13 protein-coding genes and 2 riboswitches are annotated in these 17,856 nt (G+C 61.6%); of the genes, 7 read left to right on the forward strand and 6 right to left on the reverse strand.

Annotated elements, in window-relative coordinates; genetic code table 11:
- Positions 1-83: 83 nt before the first annotated feature.
- Together gcvH and gcvT are read right to left on the reverse strand one after the other, a co-directional pair.
- On the reverse strand, positions 84-464 hold the full coding sequence (gene gcvH / locus FJQ89_RS02100; RefSeq protein ID WP_071077771.1) for a glycine cleavage system protein GcvH: 381 nt from the start codon (positions 462-464) through the stop codon (positions 84-86).
- Between the two features lie 80 nt (positions 465-544).
- Complete coding sequence (gene gcvT / locus FJQ89_RS02105; protein ID WP_141168841.1) at positions 545-1,666, reverse strand: glycine cleavage system aminomethyltransferase GcvT; 1,122 nt, start codon at positions 1,664-1,666, stop codon at positions 545-547.
- An 80-nt stretch (positions 1,667-1,746) separates the two neighbouring features.
- Positions 1,747-1,852: riboswitch (glycine riboswitch) on the reverse strand.
- 27 nt (positions 1,853-1,879) lie between these two features.
- Positions 1,880-1,966: riboswitch (glycine riboswitch) on the reverse strand.
- Between the two features lie 169 nt (positions 1,967-2,135).
- Here gcvT and FJQ89_RS02110 point away from each other — a divergent pair.
- The 7 genes from FJQ89_RS02110 to def all read left to right on the forward strand — a co-directional run bounded on the left by FJQ89_RS02110 (position 2,136) and on the right by def (position 12,191).
- The gene (locus tag FJQ89_RS02110) at positions 2,136-2,720 is read left to right on the forward strand and encodes an ATP-dependent Clp protease proteolytic subunit (protein WP_243136366.1); all 585 of its coding nucleotides are present in this window, start codon (positions 2,136-2,138) and stop codon (positions 2,718-2,720) included.
- A 184-nt stretch (positions 2,721-2,904) separates the two neighbouring features.
- On the forward strand, positions 2,905-3,504 hold the full coding sequence (locus FJQ89_RS02115; protein ID WP_141168843.1) for a phosphatase PAP2 family protein: 600 nt from the start codon (positions 2,905-2,907) through the stop codon (positions 3,502-3,504).
- 181 nt (positions 3,505-3,685) lie between these two features.
- Complete coding sequence (gene smc, locus FJQ89_RS02120) at positions 3,686-7,213, forward strand: chromosome segregation protein SMC (protein ID WP_141168844.1); 3,528 nt, start codon at positions 3,686-3,688, stop codon at positions 7,211-7,213.
- A complete protein-coding gene (locus tag FJQ89_RS02125; RefSeq protein WP_141168845.1) occupies positions 7,210-8,376 on the forward strand; it encodes a cell division protein ZipA C-terminal FtsZ-binding domain-containing protein in 1,167 nt (388 codons plus the stop codon). The genes smc and FJQ89_RS02125 overlap by 4 nt, the downstream gene beginning before the upstream one ends.
- Before the next feature lie 14 nt (positions 8,377-8,390).
- The gene (gene ligA, locus FJQ89_RS02130) at positions 8,391-10,742 is read left to right on the forward strand and encodes an NAD-dependent DNA ligase LigA (protein ID WP_141168846.1); all 2,352 of its coding nucleotides are present in this window, start codon (positions 8,391-8,393) and stop codon (positions 10,740-10,742) included.
- 25 nt (positions 10,743-10,767) lie between these two features.
- Positions 10,768-11,661 carry a UTP--glucose-1-phosphate uridylyltransferase GalU gene (galU, locus tag FJQ89_RS02135; RefSeq protein WP_141168847.1) on the forward strand — a complete coding sequence of 298 codons (894 nt, stop codon included), beginning with the start codon at positions 10,768-10,770 and terminating at the stop codon, positions 11,659-11,661.
- Positions 11,658-12,191 (forward strand): peptide deformylase, encoded by a 534-nt coding sequence (def, locus tag FJQ89_RS02140; RefSeq protein WP_141168848.1) that lies wholly within the window; start codon positions 11,658-11,660, stop codon positions 12,189-12,191. The genes galU and def overlap by 4 nt, the downstream gene beginning before the upstream one ends.
- A 175-nt stretch (positions 12,192-12,366) precedes the next feature.
- Here the strand turns inward: def and FJQ89_RS02145 are convergent, their stop codons facing one another.
- The 4 genes from FJQ89_RS02145 to map all read right to left on the reverse strand — a co-directional run bounded on the left by FJQ89_RS02145 (position 12,367) and on the right by map (position 17,467).
- Positions 12,367-13,131 (reverse strand): flagellar brake protein, encoded by a 765-nt coding sequence (locus tag FJQ89_RS02145; protein WP_141168849.1) that lies wholly within the window; start codon positions 13,129-13,131, stop codon positions 12,367-12,369.
- Positions 13,132-13,259: 128 nt separating this feature from the next.
- On the reverse strand, positions 13,260-14,009 hold the full coding sequence (locus FJQ89_RS02150) for a pseudouridine synthase (RefSeq protein ID WP_100872714.1): 750 nt from the start codon (positions 14,007-14,009) through the stop codon (positions 13,260-13,262).
- A 41-nt stretch (positions 14,010-14,050) separates the two neighbouring features.
- Positions 14,051-16,618, reverse strand: a complete 2,568-nt coding sequence (locus FJQ89_RS02155; protein ID WP_141168850.1) for a [protein-PII] uridylyltransferase — start codon at positions 16,616-16,618, stop codon at positions 14,051-14,053.
- Between the two features lie 36 nt (positions 16,619-16,654).
- Entirely contained in the window at positions 16,655-17,467 is an 813-nt protein-coding gene (gene map, locus FJQ89_RS02160) for a type I methionyl aminopeptidase (protein WP_096238442.1), read from the reverse strand.
- Positions 17,468-17,856: the final 389 nt, after the last annotated feature.

Genomic DNA, 17,856 nt, shown 5'->3' on the forward strand with positions numbered 1-17,856 from the left:
CGGGAGGCGGCGCGCGGGCGCTGCTGTAATTTATTGCAACTAAAGCAAACGGGCCGCAAACGCGGCCCGTGAGTCAAACGCGATTACGCGCTGGTGGTGGCGCCATAGGCGGCAGCGTCGAGCAAGCCGTCCAGGGCCGACACGTCGGCTGGCTTGATCTTGAACAGCCAGTTGGCGTAGGCGTCGGCGTTGATCGACTCAGGCGAGTTGACCACGTCGTCGTTGACGGCCACGACTTCACCGGCGATCGGCGCGTAGATGTCGCTCGCAGCCTTGACCGATTCCACCACGGCGGCGTCGTCGCCGGCGCCATAAGTGTTGCCCACGCTTGGCAGTTCGACGAAGACGATGTCGCCCAGGGCGTCCTGCGCGTACTCGGTGATGCCGACGGTGACGGTGCCGTCGCCTTCAAGGCGTACCCATTCGTGGGAGGCGGTGTACTTCAGGTCTGCAGGAATGTTCATGTGTGGCTCCAGATGGTAAGTGTTCGTTATTGATGATGGTTGTTCGGTCTTGCGGGCGGTGGCTCTCTATCGCGAATCGCTTACGCAACCAAGATTTTACCGTTACGCACGAAAGGCAGCTTGACGACGGAGGCGGCCAGTTGCTTGCCGCGGATTTCCACGTGCACGCTGTCGCCTACAGCTACGCCGTTGGGCACGCGCGCCAGGGCGATCGCTTCCTGCATGGTGGGGCTGAAGGTGCCGCTGGTGATTTCGCCCGTGGCGTCGCTGCCGGCGATGATGACTTTTTGATGGGCGCGCAGCACGCCGCCTTTTTCGCGCAGGATCAGGCCGACGAATTGCGCGTTCTGGCCTTTGGCCAGCAGGGCGGCCTTGCCGATGAAGTCACGCTCGCTGACCAGGTCGATGGTCCATGCCAGGCCCGCGTCGAGCGGGTTGACGCTTTCGTCCATGTCCTGGCCGTACAAGTTCATGCCCGCTTCCAGGCGCAGGGTGTCGCGTGCACCGAGGCCGGCGGGCTTGACGCCGGCGGCGATCAGGGCGTTCCACAGCGCTTCCACCCGGGTGGCGGCCACGCCGATTTCAAAGCCGTCTTCGCCCGTGTAGCCGGTGCGCGCCAGCATGACTTCGCCGAACGCGGTGTCCTTGACGATGACGACGTTGAACGGCTTGATGGCTTCGGACGCCGCTTGCGTTTCCGGCAGCACTTGCCACACTCTGGCGCGCGCGTTCGGGCCTTGCACGGCCACCAGGGCCATCGGCTCGTTGGCATTGCGGCGTTCGGTAATCGTCAGGCCGCTGTTGGTGGCGGTATTTTGCCGCTGCATCCAGGCCACGTCTTTTTCCGCCGTGCCTGCGTTGACGACCAGGCGGAACCAGTTTTCATTGAAGAAGTAGACGATCAGGTCATCGATGACGGTACCTTCGGCATTCAACATGCACGAGTACAGCGCCTTGCCCGACACTTGCAGCTTGTCGACGTTATTGGCCAGCAAGCCGCGCAGGAAGGCGCGCACGTTCGGGCCTTCGATATCGACCACGCACATATGCGACACGTCGAACATGCCGGCGTCGCCGCGCACGGCGTTGTGTTCTTCGATTTGCGAGCCGTAGTTGACGGGCATGTCCCAGCCGCCGAAATCGACCATGCGGGCGCCGAGGGCACGGTGGGCGTTGTTGAGTGGGGTCGCTTTGAGCGTCATGGATTCCTCGGGACGAAGGTAAAGGGGGAAGTTAACAGAACACAGAATATCGAGCGCCAAAACGGCACTCCATCGTGATCACTGACCCCCCTGTCCTTTGTACCTGAGAGATTACGGGGGCTTGCCCCGTGCGCCCCTTCGGTGGGCCGCCGGCAATAGCCGCGGCCGCTCTCCAGAGTTGAGCTAAAGATGTCGCCAAAGCAACAGCTTCAGTCCGCCTGATCGGTCCTTTTGCCTGAGAGTTTTTGGGTAGTGCCCCTTCGGCGGCAACGCTGGGTTGCCCTCTCCCGATCAAGTGTGAGGAATATATGTCAGCAGGGGTATTCTGTCAATCTGTAAAGACGTTGCCAAATTGCCGCAAACCCCCCGATTTGCGGGGCTGGGCAGGGGGCGGATCCGTTGCAAAAGGGCGCCCGGCCGCGCGGGAATGGACTATGATGAAAGCTCGGCTTTCTTGCGGGTGGCTGCCATGAACACGACACAGAGCGGGACACAACACGAGACACAAAACAACACCGAGCAGCACGGTTACTTTACCCTCTCGGGCGACGTCAACAGTGACATGGTGCGGCGCGTCTTCAACGCCGTGGCCGACATCACGGAAGACAAGCTCACCACCGCGCACATCCTGATTCAGTCGAACGGCGGCTATGTCAGCGATGGCATTTGTCTGTATAACTTCCTCAGTAAGTTGCCGCTCGACATCATTACCTACAACGCAGGCGCCGTGGCGTCCATCGCCGTCACCCTGTTTCTGTCGGGGCGACATCGCCATGCCAGCGACACGGCCCGCTTCATGGTGCACAAGTCGCATGCGACCGCCTCGCCCGGTTCGCGGCCCGATGCGCTCAGCATCATCGTCGAGGGCTTGCGCGCCGACGACATGCGTACCGAGCGCATCCTGCGCAGCCAGGTCAACCTGACGGACGAGCAATGGCAGGTGCATGCGTATTCCGACCTGCACCTGACGGCCGACCAGGCGCTGGAAGTGGGCATGATCGAATCGATCCGCGACTTTGCGCCGCCCAAAGGCAAGCGCCTGACGAATATCTGACGCGTGCCTCGTACTTGCCAAGTGGATAGTTTTGGCGCGGAAATTTTGTAATGGAATGTAATTCTTTGCTGCGGCACAGCAAAAGCCGCGCGAAACAGGGCCGAGTCGTGGCATAGTGCACGCTGATCATGAAATAAGCGCAGGCACGATGACTTGGTGGAATGGAATTTCTTTTGCGGCAGACATGTCCGTGATGGGGCCGGCTGGCGTGGCGATTGCCCTGTGGCTGCTCGTCTCGCGCCAGTGGCGCCTGGTGCTCAGCTGGAGCTTGTGGTACGGCGGCGGCCTGGCCCTCGTGGTGCTGTCGAAGCTGGCCTTCATGAGCTGGGGCGTGGGTAGCAGCACGCTCGATTTTACCGGCTTCAGCGGCCACGCCATGCGCGCCGGCGCCGTGTTTCCCGTGCTGATGTATGTGCTGCTGCAGCGGGCCGAACCGCGCTGGCGTCATGCTGGCGTGCTTGTCGGCGTGGCGTTTGCCGTGCTGGTGGCCATTTCCCGTGTCATCGTGCATGCGCACAGCGTGTCGGAAGCCGTCAGCGGCTGCGTGCTGGGCCTGGCGCTGGCGCTGGGCTTCATGTGGAATGCCCGCGGCGCCGTCAATTTTGCCGTCAGCCATGCGCTGGCGCTGGCCAGCCTGGTGCTGATGGTGGCGCTGAGCTTCAAGGCCGAGCCCATGCCGACCGAGCAGTGGCTGCAAAAACTCGCCATGGTGTTGTCCGGCCATGAGCGCGTTTTTTCCCGTGAAGACTGGAAACTGGCGCAGGATGGCCGTCCAGCCCCTTGAGCTGCTGCCGGCTGGCGCTCGATGCCGCTGTTTTTTGGCCAGAAAAGCATCAGGAAATGGTATGATGAACCACTTTTTTGCGGTGAGCGGCCAGACTGCCGTCGCCATGGTGCATTTGAACTGAATATGAGCCGGGTTCGCCGATCTCAACCGCCAGCATAGGCCAGGAACTCTAAAACACGTGCGTCTCTCTTCCATCAAGTTGTCGGGATTTAAGTCTTTCGTCGATCCCACCAATTTCCAGGTGCCAGGCCAGCTCGTGGGCGTGGTTGGGCCGAATGGCTGCGGCAAGTCGAACATCATCGATGCCGTGCGCTGGGTGCTGGGCGAATCGAAAGCGTCGGAATTGCGCGGCGAATCGATGCAGGACGTCATTTTCAACGGCTCCACGCATCGTAAACCAGCCGGGCGCGCTTCCGTGGAACTGGTGTTCGACAACAACGATGGCAAAGCCTCAGGCCAGTGGGGCCAGTACGCCGAGATCGCCGTCAAGCGCACCCTGACGCGCGATGGCACGTCCACCTATTACATCAATGGCCAGCCCGTGCGCCGGCGCGACATCCAGGATATTTTCCTCGGCACGGGCCTCGGCCCGCGCGCCTACGCCATCATCGGCCAGGGCATGATTTCGCGCATCATCGAATCGCGCCCCGAAGAGTTGCGCGTCTTCCTGGAAGAAGCGGCGGGCGTGTCGAAATACAAGGAACGCCGCCGCGAGACGGAAAACCGGCTGCAGGACACGCGCGAAAACTTGCTGCGCGTGGAAGATATCTTGCGCGAACTCAATGCCAACCTGGAAAAGCTGGAAGCGCAGGCGGCCGTGGCCACGCGTTTCCACGCCTTGCAGGCGGACCAGGAAGAAAAGCAGAAACTGTTGTGGCTGCTGCGCAAGAACGAGGCGTACAACGAGCAGACACGCTATTTCCGCGAAGTGGAACAGGCGCAGACCGACCTGGAAGAACAGACGGCCAAGCTGCGCAACGTCGAGCTGACCCTGGAACAGATGCGCCAGGCGCACTTTGCCGTGGGCGATCGCCTGCATACGGCGCAAGGCCATCTGTACCAGACGAATGCGGAAATCGGCAGCCTGGAAGCGCAGATCAAGTTCGTCATCGAATCGCGCGCCCGCCTGCAGGCGCAGCTGGCGACCCTGACGGCCCAGCGCGACCAGTGGACGCAACAGGGTGGCGAATACCAGGAGCAGATCGAAGAGGCGGAATTCCATCTCGAAGAACTGGCCGCCAAGGTGGAACAATCGCAAATGATGGCCGAGCAGAAGGGCGAGCAATTGCCCGAGCTGGATGCCGCCTGGCGCGCCGCGCAGAACAAGAGCACGGAATCGCGCGCGCGCATCATGCAGGCGCAGCAGCAACTGGAACTGGAATCGGCACACCAGCGCAACGCCTCGAACATCCTGGCCAGCCTGTTGACGCGCCGCGAGCGCCTGCAGCAGGAAAAGAACAGCCTCAGTTTGCCCGACAGCAGCCACCTGGAAAACCTGAAACTGCAGCTGGAAGAAAAGCAGCAGACGCTGGAAGAGCAGGGTTTCTACCTGGAAGAGGCGCTGGAGCAGCAACCGAAGCTGGAGCAGGAACGCGCTGAAGCCCAGGCGCAGGTGAATGCCGAAACGGCCGCCAACGCCCAGCTGGAAGCGCGTCTTTCCGCCTTGAAACAATTACAGGAACGGGTGCAAACCCAGGGCAAGGTCCAGCCGTGGCTGAAAAAGCACGAGCTCGACACCTTGCCGCGCCTGTGGCAAAAGCTGCAGATCGAGGCGGGCTGGGAAGCGGCCATGGAATCGATCTTGCGCGAGCGCACGTCGGCCCTGCAATTGTCGAATATCGACTGGGCCAAGGCATTCTTTGCCGACGCGCCGCCCGCCAAGCTGGCCCTGTACGCGCCGTCCACGGTGGCGCCGCTGCCGATGCCGGACGTGCCAGGCCTGAAGCCGTTCCTGAACTTGTTGAAACTCAATGATCCGGGCTTGCGCGGCTTGCTGCAGGACTGGCTGTACAACGCCTACGCCGTGGAAGACGCGGCCGAGGCGCTGGCCGAGCGCAGCAAGTTGCCGCCGGGCGGCTATTTCGTCACGCGGCTTGGGCACGTGGTCACGGCATCCAGCGTGCGCTTCTATGCAGCCGATTCGGAACAGGAAGGCATGCTGGGGCGTCAGCAGGAAATCGAAAATATCGGCAAACAATTGCGCGCCCAGCAATTGCTGGCCGAAGAGGCGCGCGCCCGTTCCGTACGGGCCGACGCGGCCGTCGCCACCCTGACGCGCAACCTGTCCGAGTTGCGCCTGCGCATACAGCAACTGACGTCGTCCGTGCATACTCTGCAACTGGACGTGGTGAAACTGTCCGAGGTGGAAGCGCGCTTCAACCAGCGCAGCACGCAGATCGGCGCGGATCTCGCCGAAATCGCCGCGCAGGAAGCGGAGCAAATGCAGACCAAGCTGGAATCGGAAGAAAAATTCGAACAGCTGGACATGGAACTAGGCAACTTGCAGGAAGCGCACGAAGACGGCCATACCGATTTCCTGTTGAAGGAACAGCGTCTGGCCGAAGCGCGCGAAGCCTTGCGCGACCTGGAGCGGGCTGCCAAGGATACGGAATACGCGGAAAAAGCCCACCGCGCGAAGATCGAGGAATTGCGCCGCAATATCGCCACGGCCAGTACGCAGGCGCAGCAAGTGACGGCCAGCCTGCAGGCCGGTGAACTCGAACTGGCGAATCTGGAAAGCGGCGCGGCGGCCGATGGCTTGCAGGACTTGCTCGAGCGCCGCACCACGCAGGAGCGGGCGCTGGCGGACGCGCGCCATGAACTCGATCAAATTACGCAGCAGCTGCGCCTGTCCGAAGATGCGCGCACGCAATCGGAGCGCAGCTTGCAGCCGCAGCGCGACAAGATCATGGAAATGCAGCTCAAGGAACAGGCCGCGCGCCTGAACCAGGAGCAATTCGCCCAGCAATTGCTGGAATCGGGTGCCGACGAGGCCGCCTTGACGGAAAAGTTGCATCCGGACATGCGTCCCTCGTATCTGCAGGGCGAAGTGACGCGCCTGACGAACGCCATCACGTCCCTGGGCGCCGTCAACCTGGCCGCGCTGGACGAGCTGGCGCAGGCGTCCGAGCGCAAGAATTTCCTCGACGCCCAGAATGCCGACCTGACGGAAGCGATCAATACGCTGGAAGACGCGATCCACAAGATCGACAAGGAAACGCGCGACTTGCTGCAAGACACGTTCGACAAGGTCAACCATCACTTTTCCGAGTTGTTCCCCATCCTGTTTGGCGGGGGGCAGGCCAGGCTGACCATGACGGGCGACGAGATTCTCGATTCCGGTGTACAAGTCATGGCGCAACCTCCCGGCAAGAAAAATGCCACCATCCACCTGTTATCGGGTGGAGAGAAGGCGCTGACCGCGACCGCATTGGTGTTTTCCATGTTCCGCCTGAATCCGGCGCCGTTCTGCCTGCTCGACGAAGTCGATGCACCGCTGGACGATTCGAACACGGAACGCTTCTGCCGCATGGTTAAGCGCATGTCCGACCAGACCCAATTCCTTTTCATTTCGCATAACAAGATTGCGATGGAAATGGCCCATCAATTGATCGGTGTGACGATGCAGGAGCAGGGCGTATCGCGCATCGTGGCGGTGGACATGGAGTCCGCCGCAAATTTTGCAACCGAGGCACAAGCAGCATGACAGACTTACAAATTACCTTGTTCGGCGCCGGCGGCGTCTTTATCGTCGGTGTTTTCTCGTACAACAAATGGCAGGAATACAAGGCCAAGAAAAGCGTGGAACGGGCCTTTTCCACCGATCACGACGATGTGCTGATGCGCGAGGGCGACGCCCCCGTGACGGATGCCCAGGAACCAGTGCTGCGCCAGGAGCCGCGCTTTGACGCCGCGCCAGCCGCCAAGGCCGAGCCGTCGTTCGGCGCGCCGCCAGCCGCCCCCGTATCCGATGCCCCCGTGCATGCGGAACCGTCGCTGGGGGATATCCCTGCCGAGACGGTCGCGGCACCAGCCGCCGAGCCCGTGCAAGAAGTGAGCGCCGCCAGCGAACAGGCGACCAGCCTGGTCGACCCGCTGATCGACTGCCTGCTGCCTTTGTCGCTGGAAGCGCCCGTGCGCGGCGACAAGATCCTGCCCGTGTTGCAAACCCTGCGCCTGGTGGGCAACAAGCCGGTGCACTTCATCGGTTTGCACGTGAATGGCGACTGGGAGCCGATCACGCATGGCGGTGTCTACACCAAGATGCAGGGCGGCGTGCAGCTCGCCAGCCGCAGCACGGCCCTGAATGAACTCGAATACTCGGAACTGGTCACGCGCTTGCGTGGCGTGGCCGACGAGATCGGTGCCGAGCCGGAAGTACCCGACATGATGGAAGTGATGGCCGAAGCGCGCAATCTGCACCGCTTCGTCGCCGGCCACGATGCGCAACTGGGCGTCAACCTGCACACGAACGGCGCGCCGTGGGCCATTTCTACCTTGCTGTTTGCGCTGGAAAAGCAGGGCTTCGACGTGCGTCCGGACGGCCGTTTTGTCATGCCCGACGGCGACGGCAGCTATCTGTTTTCGCTGTCGACGAATGTCACCCTGGCCGAGGAAACCACGTCCCGCCTGACCCTGTTGCTGGACGTGCCCTGCGTAGCGCCCGCGCGCGACGGCTTCGGCGCCATGGTCGCTTGCGCCAAGGCACTGGTGGGCCGCCTCGACGCCACCATCGTCGACGATTACAACCAGGCCTTGTCCGATGCGGCGCTGGCCGAGATCGCCGGCCAGGTGCAAGAGTTTTACCAGGAAATGGACGCGGCCGACATTTCGGCCGGTTCCACCCGCGCCCTGCGTTTATTTAGCTGAAGAATCCCGCAATAATGACTGATCTGACCAACCAGGACGCCGCTGCCCGCGTTCTGGCACTCACTGCCGAGCTCAATCGGCATCTGTACGCCTACCACGTGCTCGACAATCCCACCATTCCCGACGCCGAGTATGACAAGCTGTTTGTCGAACTGCAGGCGCTGGAAACGGCGCATCCTGAACTCCGGGCACCGGATTCGCCCACCTTGCGCGTGGGTGCGGCGCCTTTGCCGCAATTCGAGCAAGTCACGCACACGGTGCCGATGTTGTCGCTGAACAATGGTTTTTCCGATGACGATATCGTCAACTTCGACCGCCGCGTACGCGAAGGCCTGGACCTTGACGGTGCAGAAGTCGACTACGCCGCCGAAGTGAAATTCGATGGCCTGGCCATCAACCTGCGCTATGAAAATGGCCTGTTCGTGCAGGCCGCCACGCGCGGCGATGGCGCCACGGGCGAAGACGTGACGGCGAATATCCGCACCATTTCCGGCATCCCCTTGCGCCTGCATGGCGAGAATGTACCGGCGCTGCTGGACGTGCGCGGCGAGGTGATGATGTTCAAGGCCGATTTTGCCCGCCTGAACGAACGCCAGCGCGAGGCGGGGCAGAAGGAATTCGCCAACCCGCGCAATGCGGCCGCCGGCAGCCTGCGCCAGCTCGATTCGCGCATCACGGCGCAGCGCAAGCTGCGTTTTTATGCGTACGGCATTGGCGCCCTCGATGGCGCCGCCATGCCTGTGTCACATTCGGCCTTGCTCGACTGGTACGAAACCCTGGGCATACCCGTGTCGAAGGAGCGCCGTGTGGTGCCGGGCGCGCAGGGCTTGCTGGCCTACTACGCCGATATCGGCGCGCGCCGCCCCGCCTTGCCCTACGAAATCGATGGCGTGGTCTACAAGGTGAACGCGACGCAAGACCAGCAGGAGCTGGGCTTTGTCTCGCGCGCCCCGCGTTTTGCCCTGGCGCACAAGTTCCCCGCCGAAGAAGCCTTGACCGTGGTGCTGGGCATCGATATCCAGGTGGGCCGCACGGGCGCCATGACGCCCGTGGCGCGCCTGGCGCCCGTGTCCGTGGGTGGCGTGACGGTGACGAATGCCACCTTGCACAATGAAGACGAGGTGCTGCGCAAGGATGTGCGCGTGGGCGATACCGTCGTCGTGCGCCGCGCCGGCGATGTGATCCCGGAAGTGCTGTCCGTGGTGCTGGAGAAGCGCCCGGAACCGGCGCCGCTGCCGTTCAAGATGCTGGAGCGCTGCCCTGTCTGCGATTCCCACGTGGTGCGCGAAGAGGGCGAGGCGATTGCCCGCTGCTCGGGCGGCCTGTTCTGCTCGGCGCAGCGCAAGGAAGCGTTCCGTCACTTTGCCGGCCGGCGCATGATGGATATCGAAGGTCTTGGGGAACGTTATATCGATACCCTGGTCGAACTGGAATACGTGCATGGGCTGGCCGACCTGTATAGCCTGACCCTGGATAAATTGCTGGAAATGAAAGTGCGCGCCGACGAGCGCGATGGTTCGACGCCAGAAACAGTGCAACAAGGCAAGATTCCCACCAAATGGGCGGAAAACCTGCTTGCTGGCATAGAGGCGAGCAAGCGTCCACCGCTTGAACGTTTCCTGTTTGCGCTGGGTATTCGCCACGTAGGCGAATCGACGGCCAAGACCCTGGCCGAGTGGCTCGGCAGCCTCGATTATGTGCGCCGCGCGCCTGCGGCCTTGCTGCGTGTGTTGCCCGACATCGGCGGCACCGTGGCCGTGTCCATCGCCGATTTTTTTGCCGAAGAAAAGAACCAGCAGGCGCTGCAGGCATTGCTGGACGCTGGCGTCACGCCGCAAGGCGAACACGCGCCCAGCGCCAAGCTGCGTACGCAGCTCGAGCAAACGACGTTGCTGGCGGCCATCGGCATCCCCAAGCTGACGGAACCGCGCAGCAAGCAGCTGGTGGAGCGGGGCGTGACCCTGGCCAGCCTGGCGGCGCAAGGCGCCAGCTTCCACGCGGGCTTGCCCGCCGCCGTCGCCGAGTCGCTGGCGCAATGGCTGGCCGACGAGAGCAATGTCAAGCGGCTTGCTCAACTGGACGCCCTGCGCAATGAATTACTGTCACAATTGCCTGAAATGTCAGCCGCTGGCGGCAAGCTGGACGGCAAGACTTTCGTCCTGACGGGCACCTTGCCCAATATGAGCCGCGACGAGGCTGCGGAGCTGATCGAGGCGGCTGGTGGCAAGGTCAGCGGTTCCGTGTCGAAGAAGACAGGCTATGTCGTGGCCGGTTCTGACGCCGGCAGCAAGCTGGCCAAGGCGCAGGAACTGGGTGTGGCCATACTCGACGAGGCTGGTCTGCTGACCTTGCTCGCGCAAGACTAATCGTTCAACATATTACAGAAGACCCATGAAAAAAATCAGAAAAGCAGTTTTCCCCGTCGCCGGTCTGGGCAGTCGTTTCTTGCCTGCAACCAAGGCGCAGCCGAAGGAGATGTTACCGATCGTCGACAAGCCATTGATCCAGTACGCAGTGGAAGAAGCGGTGGCGGCGGGCATCACGGAAATGATCTTCATCACGGGCCGCAATAAACGCGCCATCGAAGACCATTTCGATACCGCCTATGAGCTCGAGTCGGAGCTGGAAGCGGCCGGCAAGCGTCTGTTGCTCGACATGGTGCAAAACGTCATTCCCAAGCACATCAATTGCATTTACATACGCCAGTCGGCACCGCTGGGCCTGGGGCATGCCGTGCTGTGCGCCCGTCCCGTGATCGGCGACGAACCGTTTGCCGTCTTGCTGGCCGACGATTTCATGGATGTGGAAGAGGGCATGCGCCCCGTGCTGGCGCAGATGACCGATGTCTTCCAGTATGAAAACTGTTCGCTGCTGGCGGTGCAGGACGTCCCGCGCGCGGAAACCAGGCAGTACGGTATCGTGTCGGCAAAGAATTATCAGCCTGACCTGGAACTGGTGTCGGCCATCGTCGAAAAGCCCGCGCCCGAAGAGGCGCCGTCGACCCTGGCCGTGGTGGGCCGTTATGTGCTGACCAGCCGTATCTTTAACCACTTGGAAAATATCGGCACGGGTGCCGGCGGCGAAATCCAGTTGACGGACGGCATCGCCGCCCTGATGCGCGAAGAGCGCGTGCTGGCTTACCGCTATCAGGGGCAGCGCTATGATTGCGGCTCCAAGCTCGGTTATCTGAAGGCAACGACGGCGATGGGCTTGAAGCATCCGGAAACGGGTGCCGCTTTCCGCGCTTACCTGCAACAACTGCAATCGACACTGGAAGCAAAATGACCGTACGCGAGATTCTGAAGATGGGTGATCCGCGCCTGCTGCGCATGGCCGAGCCCGTGCGCGAATTCGATACGCCCGAATTGCATGCGCTGATCGCCGACATGTTCGATACCATGCATGCGGCCAATGGCGCGGGCCTGGCGGCGCCGCAGATCGGCGTCAACCTGCAGCTGGTGATCTACGGCTTCAAGCAGAATCTGCGTTATCCCGATGCGCCGCAAGTGCCGGAAACCGTACTGATCAACCCTGTGCTGACACCGTTGACGGAGCGCAAGGAAGAGGGCTTTGAAGGCTGCCTGTCCGTGCCTGGTTTGCGCGGCAGCGTGCCGCGCTGGAGCGAGCTGCACTATGAAGGCGTGGACCAGTTCGGCCAACCCATCAGCCGCGATTGCGACGGCTTCCACGCCCGCGTGGTGCAGCATGAAGTGGACCACTTGCACGGCATTTTGTATCCGATGCGTATCGTCGACTTCACGCAATTCGGCTACACGGAAGTCATGTTTCCCGACCTGGACCCGAACGACGACTGATCGGCGCCTGAGAAAACGTCCATGGCGGCGTTGCATTGCCTCGCAGTACGATTCGTACCGTCTTCGGCAAGGCGCCTTGCCCTGAACGTTTTTCAGGTGCCTCGCGAGTTTGACTGTCAAAAAAAATGGCCGCGCAGCATCAGCTGGGCGGCCATTTTTTATGGGCGAAGCGAGTTTAGCGCACCTTGCGGCTGCTGCCCAGGTGATCCAGCAGCGCTTTCAATTCATCCTGCATGGCATCCGTCAGGTTCAGGAAGCGGCAGCCGATCTGCACCTGTTCGCCCAGCAGGAAGGAGCGGAAGGTGCGCGAGAGGCGGATTTCCAGGTCGGCGATCATGACCTTGTCCGGCCCCAGTTCCAGCCGTACGCGCGACAGCTTGCGCCCCACGTACAGGCCGACCGTATCGCGCGGGTGGGCACGCATGCCGATGCCGCCGGCCGAGAAATCATACAGCTGCAATTCATACGGTCGGCCCTCCAGCACAAAGGCGGCCAGGTAGTACACGCCCAGCGGCGTTTCCAGGCGCGCCGATTCGCGCCGTTCCAGCACCAGGCAATGGCTGGGGAAGTTCGTCAGGTAGACATTCGGCCGCTCGGGATACGCCTCCCATTCGCCATTGATGGTAAATTGCAGCTTGGCGTTTTGCACCCACGACACAAACGTGGCGCCGCCTTCGGGCAGGGTGGTCCCCTCATTGAGTTCCAGCACGAATTGCGGCAAGTCGTCGTCGACGGACAAGATGCGCGCCATGATGACGTCTTCGCCGCCTGTCGGGTAGATGGAAATGGCGTCGCCGTTATCAGCCAGGCTGCACAGGGTTTCGCCGATATCCCACGGATCGCTCATATGGTGCGGCTTGGTGCCTGGCTCCATCGGCTCGGCCACATCGGCCAGGCTGGGCGCGCCTTTGCGCAGGGGATTGGGGATGGGATCGTTCACGACAGCGTATCTCTTTTGTTCTAATGGGGAATAGTGTATAGGTTTAAGGCAATATTTGCTAACTAAATCACAATAATTACCTTTTTTGCACTATTTTTGTTGCCTGTTGGATATAGAACTCGGCACGCTTAAAACTGTTCGTCCGCGCTCAGGTAACGCCACTGGCCCGTCGGCAAGTCGCCCAGCTTGACCTTGCCGATGCGCACGCGTTTCAGGCCCAGCACTTTCAGGCCGACCGCTTCGCACATGCGGCGGATCTGGCGTTTCTTGCCTTCGCGCAGGGTAAAGCTCAGCTGGTCTTCATTTTGCCAGCGCACCTTGGCCGGCAGCAGCGGCTTGCCGTCGAGCCACAGGCCGTGGTTGAGCTTTTTCAGCTCGCTGTCGGGCAGGACGTCGCCCTTGGTGTAGCTCACGCGTACCAGGTATTCCTTGTCGATATCGGTATCGTGGCCGATCAGCTGCTTGGCCACGCGCCCATCCTGCGTCAGGACCAGCAAGCCGACGGAATCGATGTCCAGGCGCCCGGCGGCCACCAGGCTGCGCAGCTGGGTCGGGTGGAACTGTTCCGGGCTGCGGTCTTCCGCCCAGCGGTTTTCCGCCTTGATCAGAGCCACGGCGGGCGTGTAGCCATCTTCGGCCTGGCCGCTGACGTAGCCGACCGGTTTGTTGATCAGTACGGTGACGCGTTTCGATTGCTCGGCCGCCGCCTGGCGTTCCACGGTGACTTTCTGGCTCGGGTATACCTTGCTGCCCAGCTCGGACACCACCTTGCCATCTACGCGGACCCAGCCGCGCGCAATCCATTCATCGGCTTCGCGGCGCGAGCTCAGGCCCAGTTCGGACATGCGTTTGGACAAGCGTAATAATTCTTCGGTCATGTTGTTTCAGTTTCAGTAAGGGTAGGCGCTGCGCGCAAGGTTTACACCTTCAGCGCATCGAGTAAATCGGTTTCCAGCAATATCTGGTTGCGGGCATTGTTGAGCGCGGGACCGTCGACGAGGAAGACGTCTTCGACCCGCTCGCCCAGGGTCATGATCTTGGCCGTGTGCAGGTTGATGCGGTACTTGGTCAGCACATTGGCGATCGCATACAGCAGGCCCGTACGGTCGTTGGCGGCCACCGACAGCAGGTAGTACTGGCCCTTTTCATCGGGCCGCAAGTCCACCGTCGGCTGGAAAGGGAAGGTGCGCGACAGGCGCGACAGCCGTCCTTTGCCCGGCTGCGGCAGCGGCGTTTGCGACTGCAGCAGTTCGCCCAGCTCATGCTCGATCAGGCTGATGATGTCGCGGTAGCTCTTGGCGAAGTTCTGCTCGGTGACGAGGAAGGTGTCGAGCGCATAGCCATTCCTGGTCGTGTGGATCTTCGCGTCGAGGATGCTGAAATTCTTGCGGTCGAAATAGCTGCAGATGCGCGCGAACAGGTCAGGCTGGTCGGGAATGTACACGGCCACCTGCAAGCCTTCGCCGATGGGCGCCAGCCGGCATTTTACCACTGGCAACTTGCTGTCGAGTTTGTCATACAGCGAGCGCGTCTGCCAGGCGATGTCGGAGGCGTCGTGGCGCAGGAAATACGCCACATCGAGTTGCTGCCACAGTTTCAGGTGGGCATCGGGCGGCAAGCCGTACAGGCGCAGGGTGGCCAGTGCTTCCTGCTGGCGGTTCTTCAGCTCGCGGTCGGCCGTGTGCGGCTCGCCGCCCAGCACGCGCAGGGTGATCTTGTACAGGTCTTCCAGCAGCTTGCCCTTCCACGCGTTCCACACTTTCGGGCTGGTGCCGCGGATGTCGGCCACCGTCAGCAGGTACAGGCCCGTCAGGTGGCGCTCGTCCTTGACCACTTTCGCGAACGCGGCGATGACGTCGGGGTCGGACAGGTCCTGCTTTTGCGCCACTTGCGACATGGTCAGGTGATTTTCCACCAAGAAAGCGACCAGTTCAGTGTCTTCTGCCGACATGCCGTGGTCCTGGCAGAACTGGGTGGCGTCGGCCACGCCCAGCTTGGAATGGTCGCCGCCGCGGCCCTTGGCAATGTCGTGGAACAGGGCCGCCACGTACAGCAGCCACGATTGCGAGAAATCGGCCATCAGTTGGCTGCAGAACGGGTATTCGTGCGCATGTTCGCTCATGGTGAAGCGGCGCATGTTGCGCACCACCATCAAAATGTGCTGGTCGACCGTATACACGTGGAACAGGTCATGCTGCATCTGGCCCACGATGCGGCGGAAATTCGGCAGGTAGCGTCCCAGGATGCTCATCTCGTTCATGCGCCGCAGCGCGTGGATGATGCCCACAGGCGCCCGCATGATGCGCAGGAAGAGGGCGCGATTGACTGGGTCCTGGCGGAAGGCGGCGTCGATCTTGAAGCGCGCGTGCCACAGCGCCCGCGTGGCGCGCGAGGTCATGCCTTTCAGGGCCGGGCGCTCCGTCATCAGCACGAAGATTTCCAGCACGGCCGACGGGTATTGTTCGAATGTATCGTCGGCGCTGATGTCGATCAGGCTGTTGACTTCATTGAAGCGTTCGTTGATGGGTACGGCCACGTCGTCTTGCGGAAACAGCCGTGCCTCGATGTTTTGCAGCAAAATCGTGTTGAGCTGGGTCACCGTCTTGGCGGCCCAGTAATAGCGCTGCATCAGGTATTCGCTGGCGCGGCGCATGTGCGGCCCGCTGCCTGTGGCTTGCAGGCCCAGCGATTCGGCGATCGCCGTCTGCACGTCGAACACCAGGCGGTCTTCGCGCCGTCCCGCATGCAGGTGCAGGCGCACGCGGATATCCTTGAAGGCGCGCTCCTTTTCCATCAGCTGGCGCGCTTCCGTCAGGGTGATCAGGCCGCCTGTGGCCAGGGTGCGCCAGGAATTGGCCAGGCCGGCCGCCTTGGCCACCCACAAAATCACCTGCAAGTCGCGCAGGCCGCCCGGGCTTTCCTTGCAATTCGGTTCCAGGCTGAAGGCCGTGTCTTCGTATTTTGCATGGCGCTGGCGCATTTCCGCCGTTTTCGCCTGGAAAAACGCCTGCGGGTCCATGGCTGCCTCGTAGCGCTGCTGCAGTTGCGCGAACAGGTCCGCGTTGCCGCACACGAGGCGCGCTTCGAGCAGGCTCGTTTGCACGGTGATGTCGGCCTTCGATTCAACCATGCATTCATCGACCGTGCGGATGCTGTGGCCGATTTCCAGGCCCAGGTCCCACAGCAGTTGCACCAGTTCCTCGAGCTTTTCCTGCGTCGCCGCGTCCGGCGATTGTTGCAGCAGGATCAGCAGGTCGACGTCGGAATACGGAAACAGTTCCCCGCGGCCGTAGCCACCCACGCCCACCAGTGCCGTGCCGGGCGGCAAACCCGCTTCCTGCCAGGCGCGCGCCAGCACGCCATCGACGCTGTGGCGCAGACTGCGCAGCAGTTTTTCAGGCTTGCCGTCGGCCTGGAAGGCCGCAATGACGACCTGGCGGTCGGCTTTCAGTTGCTGTTTCAGCTGTTCCCGAATCTGCTTTTTCATCTGGGCCCTGGGGTGGCGGTGCGTGGGATGGAAGAATCAGGCTTTGTTCAGGATCAGGGCCGGCGGTGGCGGCATGCCTGGCGAGACGGTCAGCACTTCATAACCCGTTTCCGTCACCAGCACCGTGTGCTCCCATTGCGCCGACAGGCTGCGGTCCTTGGTTTTGATGGTCCAGCCATCGTTCATTTCGCGGATCTCGCGGCGGCCCGAGTTGATCATCGGTTCGACGGTGAAGATCATGCCTGCTTCCAGGCGTTCCAGGGTGCCTGGTTTGCCGTAATGCAACACTTGCGGCTCTTCATGGAAGACCTTGCCGATGCCGTGGCCGCAGAATTCGCGCACCACGCTGTAGCCGGCTTTTTCCGCATGTTGCTGGATGGCGTGGCCGATATCGCCCAGGTGGGCGCCCGGCTTGATCTGGTCGATTCCCAGCCACATGCATTCATAGGTGATTTCCGACAGGCGCTTGGCCAGTATGGTGGGCGTGCCAACGAGGAACATGCGGCTGTTGTCGCCGTGGTAGCCATCCTTGATGACGGTGATGTCGAGGTTGACGGAGTCGCCGCTCTTCAAGACCTTGTCGCCGGGAATGCCGTGGCAGATGACGTCGTTGACGGAGGTGCAGATGGCCTTCGGGTAAGGCGTGTAGCCTGGCGGGCAGTAGTTCAGCGGGGCAGGGATGGTGCCTTGCACGTTGACCATGTATTCATGGCACAGGCGGTCCAGTTCGCCGGTCGTGACGCCGACCTTGACGAAGGGGGTGATGTAATCGAGTACTTCGGCGCCGAGCTTGCCGGCAACGCGCATGCCTTCGATGTCGGCGGCGCTATTGATACGGATGGTGGACATGGTGTGATTCGCAATCTGCAAGATGTTCGGGTGAAAAGCACAGACGAATCTCAGCGTATGAGGAAACGTCTGCAAATATGTCGAAATTATAAACGAGGCGCCCGGCATCCGCCGCCTCCTTCCTATGGCAGGCAGGCGATTTTTGCGGGAAAGGCCATGGTGGATACGCCTTGCACCAGTGTGGTGCAAGGCTTGCCGTCGCTGCGCGCGCGATTTGCGCCGTGGACTTGATGGAATGGGCATTTCGGTGTAGAATCCCGGGTTGCTTGAATTCTCTTTTGGGCAATGCAGTAAAACAGTGTCTTTAATTTATATAAACACGCGAATCCGGTCGACAAGGGTGCCTGTATGGTGACTGATCGGATTCCAGACCCAACCCTGGAGTTAAT

It is taken from the genome of Janthinobacterium tructae (assembly GCF_006517255.1).
Lineage (GTDB): Bacteria > Pseudomonadota > Gammaproteobacteria > Burkholderiales > Burkholderiaceae_D > Janthinobacterium > Janthinobacterium tructae.

What these genes read in the sequence shown, in the direction of transcription:
- FJQ89_RS02150 (WP_100872714.1), bottom strand. Translation starts at nt 14,009, where the DNA reads ATGACCGAAGAATTATTACGCTTGTCCAAACGCATGTCCGAACTGGGC.
- galU (WP_141168847.1), top strand. Translation starts at nt 10,768, where the DNA reads ATGAAAAAAATCAGAAAAGCAGTTTTCCCCGTCGCCGGTCTGGGCAGT.
- FJQ89_RS02115 (WP_141168843.1), top strand. Translation starts at nt 2,905, where the DNA reads ATGTCCGTGATGGGGCCGGCTGGCGTGGCGATTGCCCTGTGGCTGCTC.
- def (WP_141168848.1), top strand. Translation starts at nt 11,658, where the DNA reads ATGACCGTACGCGAGATTCTGAAGATGGGTGATCCGCGCCTGCTGCGC.
- gcvT (WP_141168841.1), bottom strand. Translation starts at nt 1,666, where the DNA reads ATGACGCTCAAAGCGACCCCACTCAACAACGCCCACCGTGCCCTCGGC.
- FJQ89_RS02110 (WP_243136366.1), top strand. Translation starts at nt 2,136, where the DNA reads ATGAACACGACACAGAGCGGGACACAACACGAGACACAAAACAACACC.
- FJQ89_RS02155 (WP_141168850.1), bottom strand. Translation starts at nt 16,618, where the DNA reads ATGAAAAAGCAGATTCGGGAACAGCTGAAACAGCAACTGAAAGCCGAC.
- FJQ89_RS02125 (WP_141168845.1), top strand. Translation starts at nt 7,210, where the DNA reads ATGACAGACTTACAAATTACCTTGTTCGGCGCCGGCGGCGTCTTTATC.
- gcvH (WP_071077771.1), bottom strand. Translation starts at nt 464, where the DNA reads ATGAACATTCCTGCAGACCTGAAGTACACCGCCTCCCACGAATGGGTA.
- map (WP_096238442.1), bottom strand. Translation starts at nt 17,467, where the DNA reads ATGTCCACCATCCGTATCAATAGCGCCGCCGACATCGAAGGCATGCGC.
- ligA (WP_141168846.1), top strand. Translation starts at nt 8,391, where the DNA reads ATGACTGATCTGACCAACCAGGACGCCGCTGCCCGCGTTCTGGCACTC.